The 20,124-nt window shown below is 66.9% G+C and carries 16 protein-coding genes; 8 read left to right on the top strand and 8 right to left on the bottom strand.

Annotation, left to right across the window (positions count from 1 at the left end; all coding sequences use genetic code 11):
- The first annotated feature begins 47 nt into the window (after positions 1 to 47).
- Genes ACGFYU_RS08580 through ACGFYU_RS08570 form a run of 3 tightly spaced genes read left to right on the top strand, consistent with a single transcriptional unit; the run spans position 48 to position 4,323 of the window.
- Positions 48 to 2,057, top strand: coding sequence for an integrase (locus ACGFYU_RS08580; RefSeq protein ID WP_393826528.1), 2,010 nt, complete (start codon positions 48 to 50; stop codon positions 2,055 to 2,057).
- Positions 2,048 to 3,094 carry an ATP-binding protein gene (locus ACGFYU_RS08575; RefSeq protein ID WP_393826527.1) on the top strand — a complete coding sequence of 349 codons (1,047 nt, stop codon included), beginning with the start codon at positions 2,048 to 2,050 and terminating at the stop codon, positions 3,092 to 3,094. The genes ACGFYU_RS08580 and ACGFYU_RS08575 overlap by 10 nt, the downstream gene beginning before the upstream one ends.
- A complete protein-coding gene (locus ACGFYU_RS08570) occupies positions 3,091 to 4,323 on the top strand; it encodes a hypothetical protein (protein WP_393826526.1) in 1,233 nt (410 codons plus the stop codon). Before ACGFYU_RS08575 ends, ACGFYU_RS08570 begins: the two co-directional genes overlap by 4 nt.
- Positions 4,324 to 4,402: 79 nt before the next feature.
- On the opposite strand, the gene ACGFYU_RS08565 is transcribed toward ACGFYU_RS08570, so the two are convergent.
- The 8 genes from ACGFYU_RS08565 to ACGFYU_RS08530 form a co-directional block, all read right to left on the bottom strand.
- Positions 4,403 to 4,699 (bottom strand): hypothetical protein, encoded by a 297-nt coding sequence (locus tag ACGFYU_RS08565; RefSeq protein WP_393826525.1) that lies wholly within the window; start codon positions 4,697 to 4,699, stop codon positions 4,403 to 4,405.
- A 30-nt stretch (positions 4,700 to 4,729) separates the two neighbouring features.
- Positions 4,730 to 5,422 (bottom strand): restriction endonuclease, encoded by a 693-nt coding sequence (locus ACGFYU_RS08560; protein WP_393826524.1) that lies wholly within the window; start codon positions 5,420 to 5,422, stop codon positions 4,730 to 4,732.
- Positions 5,423 to 5,801: 379 nt separating this feature from the next.
- Positions 5,802 to 6,818: a hypothetical protein gene (locus ACGFYU_RS08555; protein WP_393826523.1), complete on the bottom strand. Its 1,017-nt coding sequence runs from the start codon at positions 6,816 to 6,818 to the stop codon at positions 5,802 to 5,804.
- Complete coding sequence (locus ACGFYU_RS08550) at positions 6,812 to 7,834, bottom strand: glycosyltransferase (RefSeq protein ID WP_393826522.1); 1,023 nt, start codon at positions 7,832 to 7,834, stop codon at positions 6,812 to 6,814. The genes ACGFYU_RS08555 and ACGFYU_RS08550 overlap by 7 nt, the downstream gene beginning before the upstream one ends.
- 1 nt (position 7,835) lies before the next feature.
- On the bottom strand, positions 7,836 to 9,128 hold the full coding sequence (gene serS, locus ACGFYU_RS08545; protein WP_393826521.1) for a serine--tRNA ligase: 1,293 nt from the start codon (positions 9,126 to 9,128) through the stop codon (positions 7,836 to 7,838).
- A complete protein-coding gene (locus ACGFYU_RS08540; protein WP_393826520.1) occupies positions 9,121 to 9,834 on the bottom strand; it encodes a histidine phosphatase family protein in 714 nt (237 codons plus the stop codon). Before ACGFYU_RS08540 ends, serS begins: the two co-directional genes overlap by 8 nt.
- The gene (locus tag ACGFYU_RS08535; protein ID WP_393826519.1) at positions 9,831 to 10,757 is read right to left on the bottom strand and encodes an aminoglycoside phosphotransferase family protein; all 927 of its coding nucleotides are present in this window, start codon (positions 10,755 to 10,757) and stop codon (positions 9,831 to 9,833) included. Before ACGFYU_RS08535 ends, ACGFYU_RS08540 begins: the two co-directional genes overlap by 4 nt.
- Positions 10,757 to 12,004, bottom strand: a complete 1,248-nt coding sequence (locus tag ACGFYU_RS08530) for a methionine adenosyltransferase (RefSeq protein ID WP_393826518.1) — start codon at positions 12,002 to 12,004, stop codon at positions 10,757 to 10,759. Before ACGFYU_RS08530 ends, ACGFYU_RS08535 begins: the two co-directional genes overlap by 1 nt.
- 206 nt (positions 12,005 to 12,210) lie before the next feature.
- Here ACGFYU_RS08530 and ACGFYU_RS08525 point away from each other — a divergent pair, with 206 nt between their 5' ends.
- The 5 genes from ACGFYU_RS08525 to ACGFYU_RS08505 all read left to right on the top strand — a co-directional run bounded on the left by ACGFYU_RS08525 (position 12,211) and on the right by ACGFYU_RS08505 (position 20,084).
- The gene (locus ACGFYU_RS08525; RefSeq protein WP_393826782.1) at positions 12,211 to 13,434 is read left to right on the top strand and encodes a helix-turn-helix domain-containing protein; all 1,224 of its coding nucleotides are present in this window, start codon (positions 12,211 to 12,213) and stop codon (positions 13,432 to 13,434) included.
- 10 nt (positions 13,435 to 13,444) lie between these two features.
- Positions 13,445 to 13,927, top strand: coding sequence for an NUDIX domain-containing protein (locus tag ACGFYU_RS08520; RefSeq protein ID WP_393826517.1), 483 nt, complete (start codon positions 13,445 to 13,447; stop codon positions 13,925 to 13,927).
- 195 nt (positions 13,928 to 14,122) lie between these two features.
- A complete protein-coding gene (locus ACGFYU_RS08515; RefSeq protein ID WP_393826516.1) occupies positions 14,123 to 17,683 on the top strand; it encodes a DEAD/DEAH box helicase family protein in 3,561 nt (1,186 codons plus the stop codon).
- On the top strand, positions 17,680 to 18,507 hold the full coding sequence (locus tag ACGFYU_RS08510) for a restriction endonuclease subunit S (RefSeq protein ID WP_393826515.1): 828 nt from the start codon (positions 17,680 to 17,682) through the stop codon (positions 18,505 to 18,507). The genes ACGFYU_RS08515 and ACGFYU_RS08510 overlap by 4 nt, the downstream gene beginning before the upstream one ends.
- Positions 18,507 to 20,084 carry an N-6 DNA methylase gene (locus tag ACGFYU_RS08505; protein WP_393826514.1) on the top strand — a complete coding sequence of 526 codons (1,578 nt, stop codon included), beginning with the start codon at positions 18,507 to 18,509 and terminating at the stop codon, positions 20,082 to 20,084. Before ACGFYU_RS08510 ends, ACGFYU_RS08505 begins: the two co-directional genes overlap by 1 nt.
- Positions 20,085 to 20,124 lie beyond the last annotated feature (40 nt).

The raw sequence follows: 20,124 nt of genomic DNA, 5'->3' as shown, positions 1-20,124 counted from the left end.
GGTTCGACGGGCGGGTGCACACGGTGGTCGGACTCTCCGGAGTGCTGGTGCGACTGGCCGACGCGATGGGGCAGGGCAGCGCGATGCACCTGCCCACCCTGATGACCGCACCCGGGTTCGAGGTACTCGGCGCCGCCAGCTTGCCGCCGCAGCTCCCGGCGGGGCTGCTGGACGGAGTGCCGCCCGACCGGGCGGAGAAGGCCCTGTGGTGGCACCGGCACATGGCCGAGCTGTTGAACGGCCTGCCGCCGGACGCTCCGCTCGGAGAGGCGCCGCGATCCGAGTACGACCCTGCGACGCGGACACTGGCCCAACGGGAGACGGCCAAGGCAGCCGAACTCAGCGCGGAGACGGGACGTGCGGTCAGCGTCCACACGGTCCGCTGGCGCCGCCGCCGCTACCAGCGAAGTGGAGTGCTGGGCATGGTCGATGGCCGACAGTCCCCGCGCCGCACGGTCGGCGGCCAGGTGGACCCGCGGGTGGTGGAGGTGCTGCGGCAGCTGATGGGCGAAGCCTCGAACGGATCGACCCGCACAGTCAGCTACTACTTCGTGCAGGTGGGCCTGGCGGTGAGGAAGCTGGAGGGCTCACCGGTGACGATGCCGTCCCGGGCGACGTTCTACCGCCTGTTCGACCGATTGGAAGCCGGGCGCCACACAACCGGCTCGGCCCGCACCCGCCGCTCGTTGGCCAACCAGCCCGACGGCGTGTTCGACAAGGTGACGGTCTGCCGGCCGGGCGAACTCATGGAGATCGACTCCACGCCGTTCGATGTGCTGGTGCGGCTCGACAACGGCGAGGTGGACCGGGTCGAGTTGACCGGCTTGGTCGACATCGCGACGCGGACCATCGCCGCCGCAGTCCTGCAGCCGACTACGAAGTCGGTGGACGCCGCGCTGCTGCTGGCCCGCGCGGTGACGCCGGCGCCGATGCGGCCCGGCTGGCCGCAGGCCTTGCGGATGGAGTATTCGGCCCTGCCCTATCAGCGGCTGCTGTCGGTCGACGAGCGGCTGCGGCACGCGGCCGCGGTCCCGCTGATCATCCCGGAGGCCATCGTGGTCGACGGCGGCAAGGCGTTCTTGTCGAAGAACTTCCACGCCGCCTGCAATGCGTTCGGCACCGAGGTGATCCACGCCCCGCCCCGCACTCCGACCCACAAGCCCCACATCGAGCGAACACTGGGCTCGGCCGCCTCCCTGTTCGCCCAGTTCCTCACCGGCTACACCGGCCGCTCGGCCGAGCATCGCGGACGGAAGGTGGAGGATGAGCCGTTGTGGTCCATGCACCAGCTCCAGGAACTGTTGCAGGAATGGATCACCTTGTGGCAGAATCGGCCGCACGACTCGCTGCGCGACCCGCTCGCCCCGGGGCGGACGTTCACCCCGAACGAGAAGTACGCGGCCCTGGTGGAGACGGCCGGCTACCTGCCGCTGCCGCTGACCGCCGAGGACTACCTGGAGCTGCTGCCGACGCGCTGGCAGGCCGTCAACTCCTATGGCATCAAGATCAGCCATCGCATCTACGACTGTGACGAGCTGGTCGCTCTACGGCGGCAGAAGTCCGGGATCGCGGAGCACAAGAACCACTGGGAAGTTCGCCACGACCCCTACGACATCCGGCTCGTCTGGCTCCGCGATCACCACGAGGGCCACTGGATCACTGTCCCCTGGCGACTTCTGTCGCGGACCGCCACACCGTTCGGAGAGCTGGCTTGGGACCACGCCACCCGGGACCTGCGCGCGCAAGGGCAGCCGACCACCGAGGACGCGATCGCGGATGCGGTCGAGGACCTGCTGGAACGCGCGGGTGCGGGGCCCGACAATGACAAGCCCGCCCGACGTCGCCGCGGCGGGGGCCGCAGTTCCAAGGTCGCCGCCCGCACGCAGGCCACCAGCCGCGAACCCGCCTGCCCCAGACCTGAACCTCCTCCCCGGCCTGCCGCCCTGCCGCAGCCCTCGGCCGCGGCCGCAGCCGAGGAGGCAGACGACGAGGCCATCGCCGACGTTGTCCCGCTCAGAGTCTTCGACGCACGCAAGGAGGCCAAGAAATGGTGGTGAACCCCTACGAGTTCGGGCTACCGGAGGACCGACGGATGCCCACGACGACGCTGGAGGGCTGGCGCCGTTTCGTGGACGAGGACCCGATCGCATTCCTCCTGCTGTCCGAGGACGAGTGGAAGGACCTGCCTCCCCGGGCCCGGGACAAGTACGACGAAGGCCGGGTGAACTACCACTCCGAGCTGATCATCGTGGAGACCCCGACCATCCGCGAGGTCCTCCACCAGGGCCGGCTGCTGACCCTGGTGAACCGGCGGGAGATCAGTGCCCGCCGTGGGCTGATCGTCTCCGGGCTCTGGGCGACGGGCAAGTCCACCGCCATCAAGCAACTCGGCCGGGCCCACGAACTGCGAGTACGCGAACGCTTTCCGGAGCACGACCGCATCCCGGTCGTCTACATCTCCGCCCCACCGGGCGGCTCCCCTCGCAAGCTCGCCACCCGCTTCGCGCACTTCCTGGGCCTGCCGTTGAAGTCCCGCCACAACGAGATGGACATCGCAGACGCGGTCTGCGAGATCCTCACCGACGCCCGCTGCGATCTCGTCCTGGTCGACGAGATCCACAACATCAATATGGCCACCTCCACAGGCAAGGACCTGTCCGACCACCTGAAGTACTTCACCGAGCACATCCCGGCCACGTTCATCTACGCCGGCATCAACGTTGAACGCGAGGGCCTCTTCGCCGGGGTCCGCGGCAAGCAGATCGCGGCCAGATGCGTGATGAAGTACACGGGGAACTTCCCCTACCAGGTCGAATGGCGCTCGATGATCGCGGCGATGGAGGGTTCCCTGCGGCTGCACCATCACGAGCCCGGCAGCCTGGTCCGGCTGGCGAAGTATCTCCACGCTCGCACCGGCGGCAGCATCAGCAGCCTGTCCCACCTCGTTCGTGCGGGCGCTATCAGCGCGATCGCCGACGGCAGCGAACGGATCACCCGCCGTCTGCTGGAGTCCGTCCCGGTCGACCACAACACCCAGTCCGACAGCCCCGGCCCCGCCGGGGCCGAGGACGACGAGGCCGACGACGCGGCATGATCCGGCACCTGCCGCCGCCGCACCTGCGGCGGCTCCCGCACACCGTCGCCCCGTTGCACCATGAAAGCTGGGGCTCCTACGTCAACCGGCTCGCCCTGGCGAACCGAATCGCCCACCTCGAACTCCACGAACACATCAACAGCCGGCATCGAATCCATCCCGCTCCGCTGCCCCTGCTGGACGCCGTCAGCAGCCTGTCCGGCCATCCTCGCGACCGGCTTCTGAAAGCCCTGCCAGACCTGCGGACCCCGGACCTCGCTCGACACCTGCCCGCGGCATGCCAGCCGCTCGACCGCGGCTGGCGGATCCAGGCCGCCTGCACACACTGCCTGGCCAGCAAGGGCGTCTTCACCGAAGCCCGGTGCTGGATCACCCAAAGCACCCGGCTCTGTCTCCGCCACGGCCGCTGGACTGACACCCACGGCCAGCAGATCGACATCCGCCCGCTTCCCGAGATCAGCCAGGCACAACACAACCACCACCGCCTGGTCCGTCAACAGGGTTGGCAGACCGTGGAGATCGCCGTCCGCGAGGCGACCGACTGGTGCTCAAGCTGGTGGAACGGCCGCAGGTTCCACCACCGCCGCGACCGCAGGGCACAAGCCCTCAGCGCCCCCGGATGGTCCCACTACCGCGACGACCCCCGACTCATCGCCAGCGGCTACCCCAACATCGTCGCCCTTGCCGGCCTCCTGGCCTCGCCAACGCTCCGGAGCCTGCCCTTCACCGGCAATACCGGAGACTTCCGTCGGTTCATCAAAGAAGTCCGTGACCGAGTCGCCCCCGGCTACCGCTACGAAGGCGCCGGAGCCGCCGACCCACTCGTCCGCTGGATCGAGGAGGAACGCTACTACCGCACCCTGCCCGACCACCCCTGGCCGAAGTTGGACGAGCCCCGGGCGGACAACTCAAAGAGGCCGGACGAACTTCCTCGCCGGGCCGCCATGCTCACCTCTGACGACCGGAGCCGTTGCGCCAACTGCGGCAGCCAGTTGAAGGCCCGAAATTCGAGGACACGGTTCTGCTCAACCGCATGCAGATCACGCAACTGGAGGCTCGAACAGCACCAACGCGCACTCAGCGACCCCTCCTCCTCCATGCAGAAGGTGGAGTGCCCAACCTGCGGGGTCACCTGGACAAGCGGCAACGACCGACGTCAGGACGCCCGATACTGTTCACACCGTTGCCGGCAAGCCGCCTGGCGCCAACGCACGGCGCTTCACGACTGACCAGCAACAACAAGTGAGACAACCGCACCGAAACGCACCTGAGAGACGACGTCATCTGAGACTCCAGCCCGAACTCGTCTCACCTGCCGTTGCATCCGCCCAGGTCGCAGCGTTGCTCACGAGAAAGATCAAATGAGACGGGACAGATGCCGCGCGCAAGTTGGGTCACTACGTCCAAGACGCCCTGACCGAAGGCTGTCGGAGCAACCAGCACTCCGAAAACGAGCACAATGATCACGGTCGCCTTCTCATCTAATCGGCTTCGGGCCTGGGTACGTCGACGAAGGCGCAGGACGATGATGACGGCCAGCAGGACCGCCATGTTGATGGTCAAGATCACGCTGTACGCCCTCCTGGCAAGCAATTCATCAGACATCTCCGCTTTCCTGCGTCACGTTCCGACGCATCAGGACAGCGCCGAAGGGCGGCGCGGTGGTGGGATGCGGTCAAGCAGGTCCCACAGGGGCCGGGATCCCGCAGCCCACTGACTGAGCATGCGGCGGTCGACGAGGTGGATTCGGTGCTGCGCACCCCAGGGGATCGCCTTTGAGGAGAAGCGGCCGTTGGTGAGGACGACCGCGACGTCCGCACCGTGGATTTGGCGTGCAGTGCCGTTGACCTGCTGCAGTACCCCGACGCCCACAGCAGAGCCTCGATCCCCGTCACGGCGGTGCTTGCACTGGATCGCCCAGACTCGGCCAGCGGGGTCGACTGCGCGCACATCGCATGCGTTGTCCCCGGCGCCGCCCAGCCGCTCGGCGTCGCACCCGTCGCGGCGCATCAGGTCCCGTACGGCAAATTCGAACGCGCGGTGATCCAGCCCGTCCAGCTCAGCGATCCTCAGCCGCAGGGCTGCCGCACGGACGCGTGCCCATTCCGCCCTCTGCTTGGCCCTCTGGTACCAGAAGCCACCGATGACCACGGCGATGACGGCCGCGAGGACGAGAACCCACCAGTGCGTGAGCAGCCACTGCACGATGGCGGCGATCAAGCCGATCACCGCCACGGCACCGAATACCAGAACGATCTGTTCGTCCTGTCTCTTGGAACGGCTGACCCGTCGACGCCGGGCAGTACGCCGCGCCGGGCGGCGGCTCATCGAGTCCCGCCCAGCTGCGCCGAGGCGGAGGAAGCACACAGGTGCGGCGTGCACGTGGCACCGCCTACCGCGTCTGATCCCACATGCCACCATGTCTGCGTCCACACCGGGACGTCACCCCGAACGTGGTCCGCAAGCTGAACCGCCATGAAGGAATTCCCCCTCTGTCCAAGGCCGTTGGTGCATCCCCGCGCCGGTCGTATGACAGCACGCACCACCGACAGCATGTAAGAAGTCGATCACCGGGAGTGATGGATTTTCGGTCAGAAGAACCCCGCACCCCGTCCCTCGCTCATCGTTCGACCTGCGCGTTTACGGCTCGACCTACCAGCTTCAGCCGTTTCAAGCTTGGGTCGAGAACGATCGCTGCACGCAACTGCTATGCCGCCAGTGCCGAGCGCGTCGCCTCCCCCTCTCCCTCGATGACGCGAGCGATCTCCGGCCATGGAGCGCGCAAGGCACCGAAGAGCGACCAGTAGTCGTAGGCGGCTCGAACCATGGCGCTGACGCCGAGGCGGGTGGCTTCGGGATCGATGGCGCCTATGACGCGCCGTGTGATTCCGCCGGCACCGCGGGCTGCGGGGGCGATCCCGTGGCCGAGCAGGAGCGTGGCGGTACGGAGGGCATCCAGTGTCGGTGGTGTCGCCATCTGTGCGAAGCGCCCAAAGATCAGGGGGTGCCAGCTCGCCCTGGTACGCGCCCAGGCCAGGCGTTCCAGCCCAGTGCCGAGGTCAACGGCCATCCGGTCCGGGTGATCCGTGTTCCACAGGAGGACGATGTCGCCGAGGGTGAGGTCCAGGTGGCGGAAGCGCAGTGTGATGCCTTCGACCTGCCGTCGGCGCCACGGGGTGAGCGTTCCGTAGATGCTCAGATGCCTTGCGTGGAAGCCGAGTTGGGAGAGGACGGTCAGCCAGCCGTCGAGGATGGCGCCGTACTCGTCGAGGCCGCCTATGGGTTGGACTCGGGAGACGTTGACGAAAGAGGTCAGGAAGCCGTCCATTAAATGGCCTTCCGCGTCCCGTTGGCCGGTGAAACGGACGACCGGCTGCGGGATGAATCCGCTTCGATACGTGCGGGGTTGGCCGTCCTTGAGGACCGGGTCCAGGGCCTGGACAGCGGAGATCGTCAGTTCGGTCTCCCTGCCCCACCTGAGCGGGAGGCAGGCGTCACGTGGGGCGCCGACCCGCGCGAAGCCGACTTCCAGGCAGTCGAGGATCTCCCTCCACGTGGGTGATCTGCGTGGCGGCTGGTAGGGGCTCTCCCGGTGCGGGTGAAGAATCGCGATGTGGGGGCCGTCGGCGGTGAACTCCCAGTGGGGGCCTAATGCGGTGCGCAGTACGTCTGGTATCCGCTGGGCCAGGTCGTCTCCGACGGTGCCGGCGGCGCGGGTCAGCACGATCGGGCCGACATCGCCTGGAAGTGGCGCGCCGGGTCGAAGCGCTGCATGCCGATCGCCTGGACGTTCTGGTGGTCAAGGCTTTCCGCCCGTTCGATCGCGTCGGCGAGCCTTCGTGCCGCGGTCTCGTCCTCCTCCCTGGGGTCGACGACCGCGACCGTGCCCGTCTCGTCGCACAGGGCAGCGTGGGCGCAGGTTCCTTCGCGCCAGGTCAGGGCGGCCATGGGGGTGCCGACGCGGAGGGATTCTCCGAACACCGCTGCACCGGCTTCCACGTACGTGCGGGCGTACGTGTAGACGAAGACCGAGGCGTCGGCGATGGCTGCGGTCTTGGCAGGACCGCCAAGTTCGCCGATCCACTTCACGTGGTCGGCGCTGAAGAGCCGTTCGTGGCGTCGCACGTACGCCTCGTCGAAGACGGGGCCGACGATCCGAATGCGACGATGGAGGATCTGGGCCGCCCGCACGGCGATGTGCGGTGCCTTCTCCTCGTCGATCCGGCCGAGCCAGACGAGATCGGTGCCCGCGGTGGCCGGCGGCTCCTCCTCGTCGAGGCCGAGATGGACGGCGAGCTCAGGGATCGGCCGGTGGTCCGCGTACCGTTCGACCATCTCGGGCGAGTAGCAGTAGAGCCGCGAACGCTGGCCGTCGAAGGCGGTGGCGGTGTGCTGGAAGACGGGCGAGTGCTGGAAGGTGGCGACGTCGCAGGCCAGCTCATTCCAGGTGCGCGTCCACGCGGGAAGCGACGGGTACTCGTGGCCGACGACCAGGAGGTCGTACCCCGTGTCGCGCAGCTCGCGCTCGGCGAGCGATCCGGTGGAGATGTCCTCCAGACGGACCGGCTTGCGGACCCAGTCGTGCTCCAGGTCCGTGAGCCAGCCCGGCCCGAGGAGGTGTACGTCGGCGCCTGCGGCACGGGCGCCTACTGCGACCGCCCACAGCCATCGTTCGATCCCGCCGTATCCGGCGGGTGGAAAGGCGTAGCTACCAGGGAAGTCGCAGACGCCGACGAGCACGTTATGCCTCCGGTGTTCCGTCCGCCGAGATACGGCGGAAGCCGAGATACGGGAAGAGTGATTCGGGCAGGACGATCGAGCCGTCCTGCTGCTGGCACTGCTCAAGGAGCGCGGCCAGGGTGCGGCCGACGGGCAGACCGGAGCCGTTGAGGGTGGCGACGAGCTTGGGCTTGCCGTCCTCGCCGCGGGTCCGGATGTTCGCCCGGCGGGCCTGGAAGGTGCCGAAGTTAGAGACCGAGGAGATTTCGCGGTACGTGTTCTGGCTCGGGATCCAGACCTCGATGTCGTACGTGAGCTGGGCGGAGAAGCCCGTGTCGCCAGCGGGCAGCTTGATGACCCGGTAGGCGAGGCCGAGTTCCTTGAGGCACGCCTCGGCGTGGCCGACCATCTCCTCCAGCTCGGCGTCCGCCGTCTCCGGGTCGACGATCTTGACCATCTCGACCTTGGCGAACTGGTGCTGGCGGATCAGACCACGGGTGTCGCGGCCGTACGAGCCGGCCTCCGAGCGGAAGCACGGAGTGTGCGCCGTGAACGCGAGCGGCAGCTCGGCGGGCGGGATGATCTCGTCCGCGTAGAGGTTGGTCAGCGGAACCTCGGCCGTCGGGATGAGGAAGAGCTCCCGGTCGGCGACACCGGTCTTGAACAGGTCCTCCTCGAACTTCGGGAGCTGGCCGGTCCCGGTCATCGTCTTGCGGGTGACCAGGTACGGGACCGCGTACTCGACGTACCCGTGGCGGCGGGTGTGGAGGTCGAGGAAGAGCGTGGCCAGGGCTCGCTCCAGAGCAGCGCCGGCGCCGCGGGAGACCGCGAAGCGCGGGCCGGACAGCTTGGTCGCGCGGCCGAAGTCGAGGATGCCGGTGGCCTCTCCGAGATCGACGTGGTCCTTCGGCTCGAACGGAAACGCGGGAGGCGTGCCGATGCGCCGGATCTCGATGGCGAACTCCTCGGAGTTGCCATCAGGCGCCGAGTCGTCCGGCAGGTTCGGGATACTCAGGAGCAGATCACGGAGCTGGGCTTCGATCTCTTCCTGCCCCGCTTCGATGTCGCGGACCTGCTCCTTGATCTCGCGGGCGCGCTCCTTCAGCTTGCTGATGTCGCCGCCCTGCTTGGCCGTCTGCTGAACCTTACTCGCCACCCGCTTGGACTCGGCCCGCAGCTCGTCAGCCGAGCGGATGTTCTGGTTCCGACGAGACTGGAGCGACTCCAGCTCGGACAGGTCCAGGGAGTAACCGCGACGAGCGAGCCGACGAACCGCTTCGGCACCCATTTCAATCAGGGCGCGGGCATCATGCATGAGGAAGATCCTTCTGATCCGGCGAGTGGTGGGATACGGGATCGACGGTAGCAACCGCGGCCCCTTCGCCGATCCGCATTACCTCCCCGTCACCAGAGCCGACCGCGTGATCGAGAACGCCAGTTTCAAGATCGTTCATCAGGGCCCCGACGAATACCGGCAACTCGTCATCGGGGATGGCGACCGGCTCGATGTACGGGGCTTCCCGGAAGAAGAGGGGCATGGCCCCGCCAGGAGTCCGTTCGCGGTGCCACAGAACAACGGAGACCAGAAGGCCGTGGGCCACTATGACGCGGGGGCCGGGATGCTCCAGGGCCGCGAGCACCCCGGTGAGCATCCTTCGGATGCCCTCGCGCTGCGACTCGCTCCCGCCCGGCGGGCGCTCGTGGGCGCCATGGCCGTCGAGCCAGACGGCGTACTCCAGGAACGGGTTTCCCTCGAATTCCCCGTAGTCGAGTTCGTTCAACCGAGGATCGATGATCAGTTCCGGCCCAGGGACCCCCATTAGCAGGTTGGCGGTCTGCTGGGCGCGGGGGAATTCGCTGGCCAGCCACGTCTTCACGCTGTGGAGGGGGACGCTGCTCCATCCCTTGTTCAACGACCGGCGGCCCTCCTCGCTCAGGCGGATGGGCGCGGTCGGATCGCCGTTGACGAGATAGCGCCGGCTGTAGTTCGTCTGTCCGTGGCGGAGGACGTACGTCGTCATGATCGGTTCCTTGGGGTCGGCGCCGACAGCCACGCGAGGACGTCGGCCATCCTCGGCGCGCGCGGATCATCGGTGTCGAGGTAGAAGAGCAGGCCGTCCAGGGCCAGGGCCCTGCACCATGGCGCCAGGACGGGCACGGGGATGCGGGAGATCCGGGCGGCTGTGGCCAAGCGAGCGTCCGTGCCGTGCCCGAGGTCGTAGTACACGGTCCAGAAGGCCCAGTCGAAGGCTGCGTCGCCCACCATCGGCAGGGGATCGATCAGGCGGGGGTGGCCCAGCCAGTCGAAGAGGACGTTCTCTCGGTAGAGGTCCGCGTGCAGGACGGTGGATCGAGCGGAGTCCTCCTCCAGGGCCACGAGGGCCGGGACGGCCGCGTCGACGTGCTCCTGCCACGGGCTGGCGTCGACCGATTCCAGTCGGCACCGCACCCTGGGGCGTACCTCCTGGTGGATGTACGCGGTCAGGAAAGGAAGGTCACGCGGCCGGCGCCGACGGCGGCCGAAGGTGTGGAGGCCGTGGAGGGCGGCGGCCACAGTCGGAAGCTCGCGCGGCGGTCGCTCACCGCCACCGGGGCTCCCTCCGATCATCTCCAGGGCCGCCACGGCCAGGTCGTCCGCCGCCTCGACGACGCCCGCCGTCGGCCCGCCCGCCCACAGGCGTAAGGCATTGACCTCGTTGCGGAACCGGGCGGGATCGGCCCACGCCTTGAGAAGCAGCGGACGCCCGTCGAAGGTTCCGGCCGTGACGACCACCGAGGCATGTCCGGCGTCGTGGTACGCCCAGAGTGTGAGCTTCCAGCGTTCCGCCGCGCGCTCCATCAAGGTGGGCACGGCGTCGAGCCAGCCGGAGACTCCAGGACCGTAGTGCGTGACCAGCCGCCGTCGGCATTCCTCGGAGACCTCGCCGAGCGTCCGCTTCTCCATCAGCTCAGCACGATTCCGTCGGAGACCAGCTCGTCCGTGAGGGCGGGGAAGCCCTCCAAGGATTCGGCGACGAGCGCCTGGACCTTGTCAGTCTCGACCTCCGGGGAGGACAGCCGGACCAGGATCCGCCACGGCTGATCGAGGCGCTGGCCGGTGGTGCTGATGAGGTGCACCTCCGCGTGCCCGGCGGTGGCCTCGTACAGCCGCTGGGCCAGGCGCTGGGCGGCGATGTTGTAGAGCTTGCCGACGTGGTAGACGGGGTTCTTGCCGTTGGCACCCTCCAAGTTCATCGGCCGCAGTGGCGTGATCAGTCCGTTGACCCGGTTGCCGCGGCCGACGACGCCCTCGTCGCCGGACTCGATCGAGCTGCCGGTGTAGGTGAGGTACAGCTCGTCCTTCTCCGGCACGTCGCGCGCGTTGAGCCGGAAGCGCGTCTCGGCTCCGGGCAGACGGAGGCCGGCCAGCCGGTGGCACTCGGCGAGGACGCTCTCGGTGTTCCGCACGTACTCAGCGCGGCTGGCGACGAGCCGCGACTTCTGCGGGACGCAGAGGACGACGTCCGCCTGCTCGCCGTCCCAGTAGCCCATGAGCTTCACGTCCGATCCGCACCACGCGCGCGAGAGAGTGAAGTCGCTCTCCCCGGAGAAGTGGTCCACCAGCTCGCGGACGAACGACTCGAAGGGGTTCTCCGGCGCCCAGCCGGTTCCGAGGGAGGTGTCGTTCGACAGCCGGACCCGGCGCTCACGCAGGTCGTCGATGGAGCGGGGGTTGAACCAGCGGGTGCGGTCCGGCACCGCGTCACCGGTGAGGACCGCTCCGGGGCTGGAGTTGCTGGTGATGTTGAAGGTGATGTTGAGGTGCTCCGACACCTCCGGGAGCCGCTCGGCGAAGAATGCCCCGACCTCGGCCTCGACGATCTCCTCGACGGGGATCTTCTCGCCCCCGCACATGGGCGCGGCCCGCCCGTTGACCAGGACGCGCACAGGGGCCGTCATGCGGCCGGCGCCGTAGCGGACCTCGCTGGCACCGCCGAGGAGGGCGAGCTTGTCGAAGTTGTGGTGCAGCACCGCGCCGAAGCGCTCGACGGTGTAGCGGCTGTACGCGCGGGACAGCCGCTCGGCGAGGTGGTCGGCCAGGGTGTCCGGGTGACCGAGCCCCTTCCGCTCGACGATCGTGGTCGCACCGGGCTTGGCGGTGCCCGTCTCGATGGACAGGTAGCCACCCTCGGTCGTGATGGTTTCGCGCATGACAAACTCCGATCTCTCGGCCTGAGGAAGACGGGTGGGACGGATGAACGTCCTTGGTCAAAGCCGTTTGCCACGGGCTGAGTTGCTCGCATCGCCCTGCGGCGTTCTCGGTCTGCTGCGACAGTAGCCAGGGCACCCCAGGGCACCCCGGAAAATCCTTCCGGGGTCCACTTCGGCCACGAGGTGATGATCAGGACATGCGCGGGATGACACAGAACCTGACCATCGGGGAGCGCGTCGCCTGGTACCGGCGTCGGCGCGGCCTCTCCCAAGAGGTCCTGGCCGGCCTTGTCGGCCGTACGACGGACTGGCTGAGCAAGGCGGAGAACAACAGGATCGAGCTTGATCGCCTTTCGGTGATCACCTCACTCGCCGACGCGCTCGACGTCTCCCTCGGAGACCTGCTCGCCGAGCCGACCCTCATGGAGTGGTCGGCCGACAGCGGGCGCCGGACCGTCCCCGCGCTGCGCGAAACGCTCATGGACTACAAGCAGCTCACCCCTTTACTGAGCCTCGCAGTCGACGATGAGCCCCCCGCCCTGCAGGACCTTCGAGGCAACGTGCGCGATGTGCTCGATGCCTACCAGGCGTCCCGGTACGGCTTCGCCACCCGACGTCTCCCCCTCGTCCTGGCCGATGCCCTCGCCGCGTCCCGCGCCTACTCGGGGCACGAGGCGGAGGAAGCCCACGCGCTGCTCGCTCTCGCCTACCACGGGGCGGCCATGGTGCTGGGCAAGCTGGGAGAGCCCGAGCTGGCATGGATCGCCGCGGACCGGGGCCTGGCAGCAGCGCAGTCCAGCGGCCGCAGCGAGGTCACGGGTTCGCTCTTCCGAGCAGTCACGCACTGCCTCCTGGCCACCGGGCGCTTCACAGCCGCGGTCCAGCTGGTGAACGACGCGGCAGCCGTCATGCAGCCGGAGTTGGGCGACGCCAATAACGAATACCTCTCGGTGTACGGCACGCTGTTCCTCACCGGCGCGATGGCTGCCGCGCGGGCAGATGACCGGGCGACCACGCAGACCTTCCTCCGCGAAGCCGACGAGGCCGCGCAACGACTTGGCACCGACGCCAATCACATGTGGACGGCCTTCGGCCCGACCAACGTGGCTATCCACTGCGTGGCCACCGCCGGCGAACTCGGCGACATCCAGATCGCCGCAGATCTGGGCTCACGCATCGACGCGAGAGCCCTGCCGGTGGAGCGGCGCGTACGACACAGCCTCGAAGTCGCCAGAGCGCTGAGCTCCTGGAACCGCACCGACGAAGCCCTGGCCGTCCTGCTGGAAGCCGAACAGGCCGCGCCCGAGCAGGTGCGACACCACTACCTGAGCCGGGAACTGGTCATCGGCTGGATACGTGGCACCAGGGGCCGGCCTTCCCGTCCCGTGGCAGATCTGGCCCGCGGACTGGGCGTCGTCGCGGGCGGCTAAAGTCCGAACTGTGAGCGAGAACGAGCACGAAGCGAAGATGGCCCGCCCCCGCATGGCAGCCGGCGCTCTCTTCTTCGACGAATCCGATCGAGTCCTCCTCGTCGAACCGTCCTACAAGGACTACCGCGACATCCCAGGGGGCTACGTCGAGGAGGGGGAGTCACCCCGACAAGCCTGCGTGCGCGAGGTCCAGGAGGAACTCGGCATCGCACCGCACATCGGCCGCCTCCTCGTCGTCGACTGGGCACCGAACCAGGGGGAGGGCGACAAGGTCCTTTACCTCTTCGATGGCGGCCGCCTTAGCGTTGAGCACCGGGAGCAGATCGCACTGCAAGCGGACGAGCTCCACGGCTACGACTTCCACAACCCCGACCAAGTGCCCGGGCTCACCATCCCCCGCCTCGCACGCCGAATCGCAGCGGCCATCCAGGCCCGAACAAACGGGCTGACCGCCTACCTCGAACACGGCCAGTCGCCGGAACCAGGGATCTGACTGCTTCGCATCTCGGCAACGGGGAACGCGAAGCACGGCCCGTGGCATGTAACCCCGTCGGCATGACGATTGAGGTCTGCCCTACCTGTCCAATTCCCTTCTGCTTACTGATCACGTCCTCCTAGACTGTGTGCCTTCGACACAGCAGGGGCGGCAATGCGGTCAGCCACGAGGATGGAGTAGCTGGTGGGGGACATGGACGAGCGGCTGCGGAAACTGGCGAAGTCCTCTCCGAACTTCGGCATCCTCTACCCACTGAAGCCTCTGCTGTCGCTCTACGGCGCCCAGGCCGAGGCCACGGTCTTCACGAACCCGAACTCCTCGCTCGTCCAGGCAGGCCAATTCGGTGAGGTTCTCGCGGAGGAGCTGATCACCCGGATCGGCATGCGAGTGGACGGCGATCGGCAGATCGACCGACTTACCGCCCTGACTCGAGCCGGCGTCCTGATCCCCGAGACGCGTCGGGATTTTGACCAGCTGCGGGTGGATCGCAACAGGGCCGCCCACGCCCATCTGTTCGACACGGCACGAGCGCTGGACGCCGTTCGGGTCTGCTACAAGCTTGGCCTGTGGTTCCACGACGCGATCTCCGGGCGTCGCACGGTGGCGGAGTTCGTGCCGCCTACGGATCCGCAGGCGGTCGAACGCCTGTCGGACCCCGATGAGGTCGCGGAACTGAATGAGGCCCTGGACGGGCACCGCCAGGCCCTGACCGACGCGCGCACGCGCCTCACGGAGTCCACGAGCGAGCTCGAGGCCGAGCGGAAGGCAAGGGTCGAGGCGGAACGCCTCATCACCAGTGCCAGCGTGAACAACGCGGAGCTCTTGGCCCAGATCGAGCAGTTGGCGGCGCAGGTCGCCGAGATGCGCGTTGCTCAGACGGCCGCCTACGAAGAGGCCCGTCAGGCCCCGCGCAAGGTCGATCCGGCCGCCCGCGACGAGATCATCCATCGCGCGCAGCGGCGGGCTCCGCTGAACGAGATCGAAGCCCGTAAGGAGATCGACAAGCTGCTGCGCGCCGCCGGCTGGGTGGTGCAGGACCGCAGCGAGGTCAACCCGATGGCCGGTCGGGGCGTGGCCGTGCGTGAGTTCACGCTCGCCACGGGACGGGCCGACTACGTCCTGTACGTGGACGGACAGATCGCCGGCGTCATCGAGGCCAAGCGTGAGGGTACGCACCTGGCCAGCGCGGTCGCGCAGAACGACCGATACGCGGGCGGAGTGCTCAAGGAGCACCGGCTTGCGGTGTGGCGTGAGGACGAGCCGTTCGCCTTCCGATACGCGACCACGGGCACCGAGACGTACTTCATCAACCGGCTGGACCCCGAGGCACGCTCCCGTGAGGTGTTCGCCTTCCACAAGCCGGACACCATCGCCGACTGGATGCGTCGAGCCGAGGAGCACCCGGCGGCCCGGACCTTCCGCGCAGCCCTGCGCAGTGTTCCGGAGCTCCACCGCAACGGTCTTCGGCCGGCGCAGATCGAGGCGATCAAGGGCCTGGAGAGCTCGCTCGCCCTGGACAAGCCGCGGGCCCTGATTCAGATGGCGACCGGCGCGGGCAAGACTTACACCGCCGTCTCTCAGACGTACCGGCTGCTCAAGCACGCCCGAGCCCGCCGCGTGCTGTTCCTGGTGGACCGAAACAACCTCGGTAAGCAGGCGTTGGACGAGTTCCGGAAGTTCACGACCCCGGACGACGGCCGCAAGTTTTCCGACATCTACAACGTCGAGCGCCTGGGCGCTGCGGGACTGCAGGACAGCAGCTCGGTCGTGATCTGCACGATCCAGAAGATGTACCGCTTGCTGACCGGCGAGCAGCTCGTCGACGACGACCCGGTAGACGAGGCGAACGACGACAGAGCCTACGAAGAGTCCTACGCAGCCGAGCGACCCATCGAGGTGGGCTACAACCCGGCCGTGCCGATCGAGTCCTTCGACCTGATCATCGTGGACGAGTGCCACCGCTCCATCTACGGCCTCTGGCGCGCGGTGCTGGAGTACTTCGATGCCCACCTCGTCGGGCTGACCGCCACCCCGACTCTGCAGACCCTCGGCTTCTTCGGCCGGAACCTGGTCTCCGAGTACACCTATCCCCAGGCTGTAGCCGATGGCGTCAACGTCGACTTCGACGTCATCCGCATCCACACGGATTTGCGGGAGAACGGCGGCGCGACCATAGAAGAGGGCACGACGGTCAAGATCCGTGACCGGAAGACCCGATACCAGCGTTACGAGCAGCTGGCGGACGACTTCACCTACACCACACGTCAGATCGGACGCTCGGTGGTGGCCGTCGATGAGATCCGAGCCGTTCTCACTGCCTATCGGGACAACTGGCAGCGGTGGTTCCCTGGCCGCAAGGAAGTCCCCAAGACGCTAATCTTCGCGGTCGGTGAGGACCACGCTGAGGACGTTCTCGCTCAGGCCAAGGAGGTCTTCGGGCGGGGCGACGAGTTCGCCAAAAAGATCACGTACAAGAGCCGCAAGGCTGGCGAGGACCCTGACGAGCTGATTCGTGCCCTGCGGACGTCCCCGCGCCTGCGGATCGCCGTGACCGTCGACATGATCGCGACCGGCACAGACGTCAAGGCGCTGGAGTGCGTGATCTTCCTGCGGGAGGTGCGCAGCGCGGTCCTCTTCGAGCAGATGAAGGGCCGCGGTGCCCGCACGATCGACGCCACCGAGCTGCTTGAGGTGACCCCGGGCGGAGATGCGCGGGTACGCAAGGAGCGCTTCGTCCTCGTAGACGCCGTCGGTGTTACCGACTCCCCGCTCGTGGACGCACGGCCGCTCGTTCCGGCCGGGGAGCGCCAGGTCTCCCTGGCCAAGCTCCTCGACAAGGCCGGCACCAAGTCGATCAGTGCCTCGGAGGCGGAGATCCTTGCCGGTCGCCTCGCTCGCCTGAACCAGCAGCTCAATGACGGCGAGCGCGATCAGATCACCAAGGCTGCAGGGGGCCTCACCCTCTCGGAGATCGCGGGCAAGATCATGCAGGCCGCCGACCCTGATAGGCAGGACCGGGCCCAGGCGGAGGGCGGGGAGAAGGCAGCCCACGCGTTGATCGTGTCTGCGGTCGCTCCACTCACCGCTAGCCCCGACTTGCGCCGGGTGATCATCGAGATCCGCCGGGACAAGGACTACGTGATGGATGAGACCACGGCGGTCGCCGTCACCAACGTTCACGCGATTCCCCGCGAGGAGCGGGCACGCGAGCAGGTCGACCGCTGGAGCCGCTTGCTCGAGGATGAACGTGACAAGATCGCCGCAATCTCCATCGCACTTTCCAGCCCTCGCTCGGTCGGCCCGACGGAGGCGTACACGGCGCTCAAGGCGCTGGCCGAGAAGATTCGGCGCCCCGACTTCGCCTGGACCCCGCAGGTCCTGTGGACGTACTACGAGGACCTCGGCCGTGCCACCGAGCAGCCGGGCAGGGAGGCCGGCGTACCCGACCTCATCTCGCTCATCCGATACGAGCTCGGCGTAGATTCGGAGCTCAAGCCGTACCGTGAGACGGTAGAGAAGCGCTTCGAAGGCTGGCTGCTCAGGCAGCGGCAGGCTGGCGTGGAGTTCACTGAGGACCAGATGTGGTGGCTGGAGGCCATCCGCGACGTCGTCGCCAGCGACGTCGGTATCGCCCCGCCGGACTTCCGAGCTGAGCCCTTCGTCAGCCGCGGCGGGGGCAGGGGCCTTGCCTTGGCCTTTCCGGGGCGCAGCCCGCACGACCTCCTGAATGAGCTGAATCGAGAACTGGCTTGAGTACCACGGAAATTCCTCCCGGATGGGTGCGTGTCCGTCTGGCGGACGTACTGAGTGAGCCCTTGATTAATGGCCGTTCCGTGCGCAGCATGGATGGCGGATTCCCGGTCTTGCGCCTCACTGCGCTGAAGCGTGGTGGAGTCGACCTTTCAGAACATAAGTCTGGCGCGTGGAGCGAAGAGGAGGCGGCTCCATTCCTGGTATCTGAAGGGGACTTCCTTCTGAGTCGCGGGAACGGCTCTCTGAATCTTGTTGGGCGCGGTGCAAGGGTTAAGCACGTGCCATTCCCGGTCGCTTTTCCGGATACGATGATTCGCGTTCGAGTCCGACACTCCATGGTGCTAGCTGAGTACCTGGAGTTTATTTGGGACTCCGCTATCGTGAGAAGGCAAATCGAGGATTCGGTTCGCACGACAGCAGGGATCTATAAGATTAACCAGAAGATCCTCGAGGGGGTAGAGATCCCCGTCCCGCCGCTCGATGAGCAAAAGCGGATCGTTGGAGCCCTGGATGCCTACATTTCACGCCTTGACATGGCGGAAAGAGGTATCGAGCTTGCACAGTTGCGTGCGGTCAGCCTGCGGAGATCCCTTCTGTATCGTGCTTTCACGGGCGCCCTCGTTCCCCAGGACCCGGACGAGGGAACCGCCAGTTTGATGTTTGATCGGCTTCGAGATGAACTGCAAGCAGGTGGAACTCCACCAAAGCGCACCCGCCGATCACGCAAGAAGAGGGACGAGGCTGGTTCCGCGACTCCGGCTGCTTCCTCTGCTTCCGTTTCCCCGACACCTCGCGTGGACATTCAGCAGGAGTTCGAGCTCTAGTGGGTACTACTGAGATTACTTCGACTGCTCCGGCCAAGATCACTGCGCAGACCAATTCGCTTGTCGCCAAGCTCTGGAACTATTGCAACGTCCTTCGTGACAATGGTCTGTCGACCGTCGAGTACGTCGAGCAGCTCTCATACCTTCTTTTCCTCAAGATGGCTGATGAGATGGGTTCGGATCCGTTCGCTGAGGAGACAGCCAGCCCCATCGTTCCCCCCGCTTGCGACTGGCAGTCCCTTGTCTCAAAGCGCGGTGAGGAGCTAGAGGCGCACTATCGCAACGTGCTCACCGAACTCGGTAAGCGCCCTGGCACGACGTTGGGAACTGTCTTCGCAAAGGCTCAGAACAGGATCACTGAGCCAGCTCTTCTTGAGAAGCTGGTAGTCGACTTGATTGGCAAGACCGACTGGGTCCTCGAAGGCACCGACCTTAAGGGCGACGCTTATGAGGGCCTACTTGCCAAAGGGGCCGAGGACACTAAGACCGGTGCCGGACAGTACTTCACGCCGCGCCCCCTGATCGATGCCATGGTGCAGGTGATGCGGCCTGGCCCCAAGGACAGGATCACTGATCCGGCCTGCGGAACCGCTGGATTCCTCATTGCTGCGCACAGCTACATCCGCGAGCACCACCTGAAGGGCCTCTCCCGAGAGCAGCGCCTTGGACTTGGCCAGGGCAGTATCTGGGGAAACGAGCTCGTTCCAGGCACAGCTCGACTCGCCGCGATGAACATGCTGCTTCACGGCATTGGTGAAGCTGGTGGTGAGTCTCTCATCACCACCGGTGACGCGCTTGCCGATGCTCCCGGCGACCGGGCGTCACTAGTTTTGGCAAACCCGCCGTTCGGCAAGAAGTCGGCGATCACTGTGGTGGGGACGGACGGCAAGACCGACCGGGAGGACATTACCTACGACAGGTCTGACTTCCGCGCGACGACCACCAACAAGCAGTTGAACTTCCTGCAGCACATCATGTCTCTGTTGGAAATGGATGGCCGCGCGGCGGTCGTACTGCCCGACAACGTGCTGTTCGAGAGTGGGGCTGGCGAGAAGATCCGGCGTCGGCTCCTGCAAGAGTTTGACCTTCACACGATCTTGCGTCTGCCGAAGGGCATCTTCTACGCCGGCGGCGTCAAGGCCAACGTCTTGTTCTTCGAGAAGAAGCCCCCGCGGGCCGACGACGTACCCAACACGTCCGCGGTGTGGGTGTACGACTTCCGGACCGGGATGCACTTCACGCTCAAGAAGCATCCCCTCCGCCTGGCCGACCTGGCCGACTTCATCGAGGCGTACAGGGCGGACGACCGTTCGGCGCGCAAGGAGACCGAGGACGGTCGCTTCAAGCGGTTCACGTACGAGGAGCTCGTCGCACGCGACAAGGCAAACCTCAACATCACCTGGCTGAAGGACCCGGCGCTCGACGACGCAGACAGCCTGCTCCCTCCCGAGGTCATTGCCCAGGAGATCGTTGATGACCTCCAAGCCGCCCTTTCCGAGTTTGAGGCGATCGCCGAGGCACTGGGTGGCGAGGTCAAGCCGGACGTCGCAGCCGAGGAAGTCATCGCGGAGGCGTAGGGCCGGGGATCTTCCGCCCGTGCCGGTCTCGCCCAAGGTG

The sequence above is a fragment of the Streptomyces sp. NPDC048337 genome (assembly GCF_043201175.1).
Taxonomy (GTDB): Bacteria; Actinomycetota; Actinomycetes; order Streptomycetales; family Streptomycetaceae; genus Streptomyces.
This window is presented reverse-complemented; position numbering and strand designations above follow the sequence as displayed.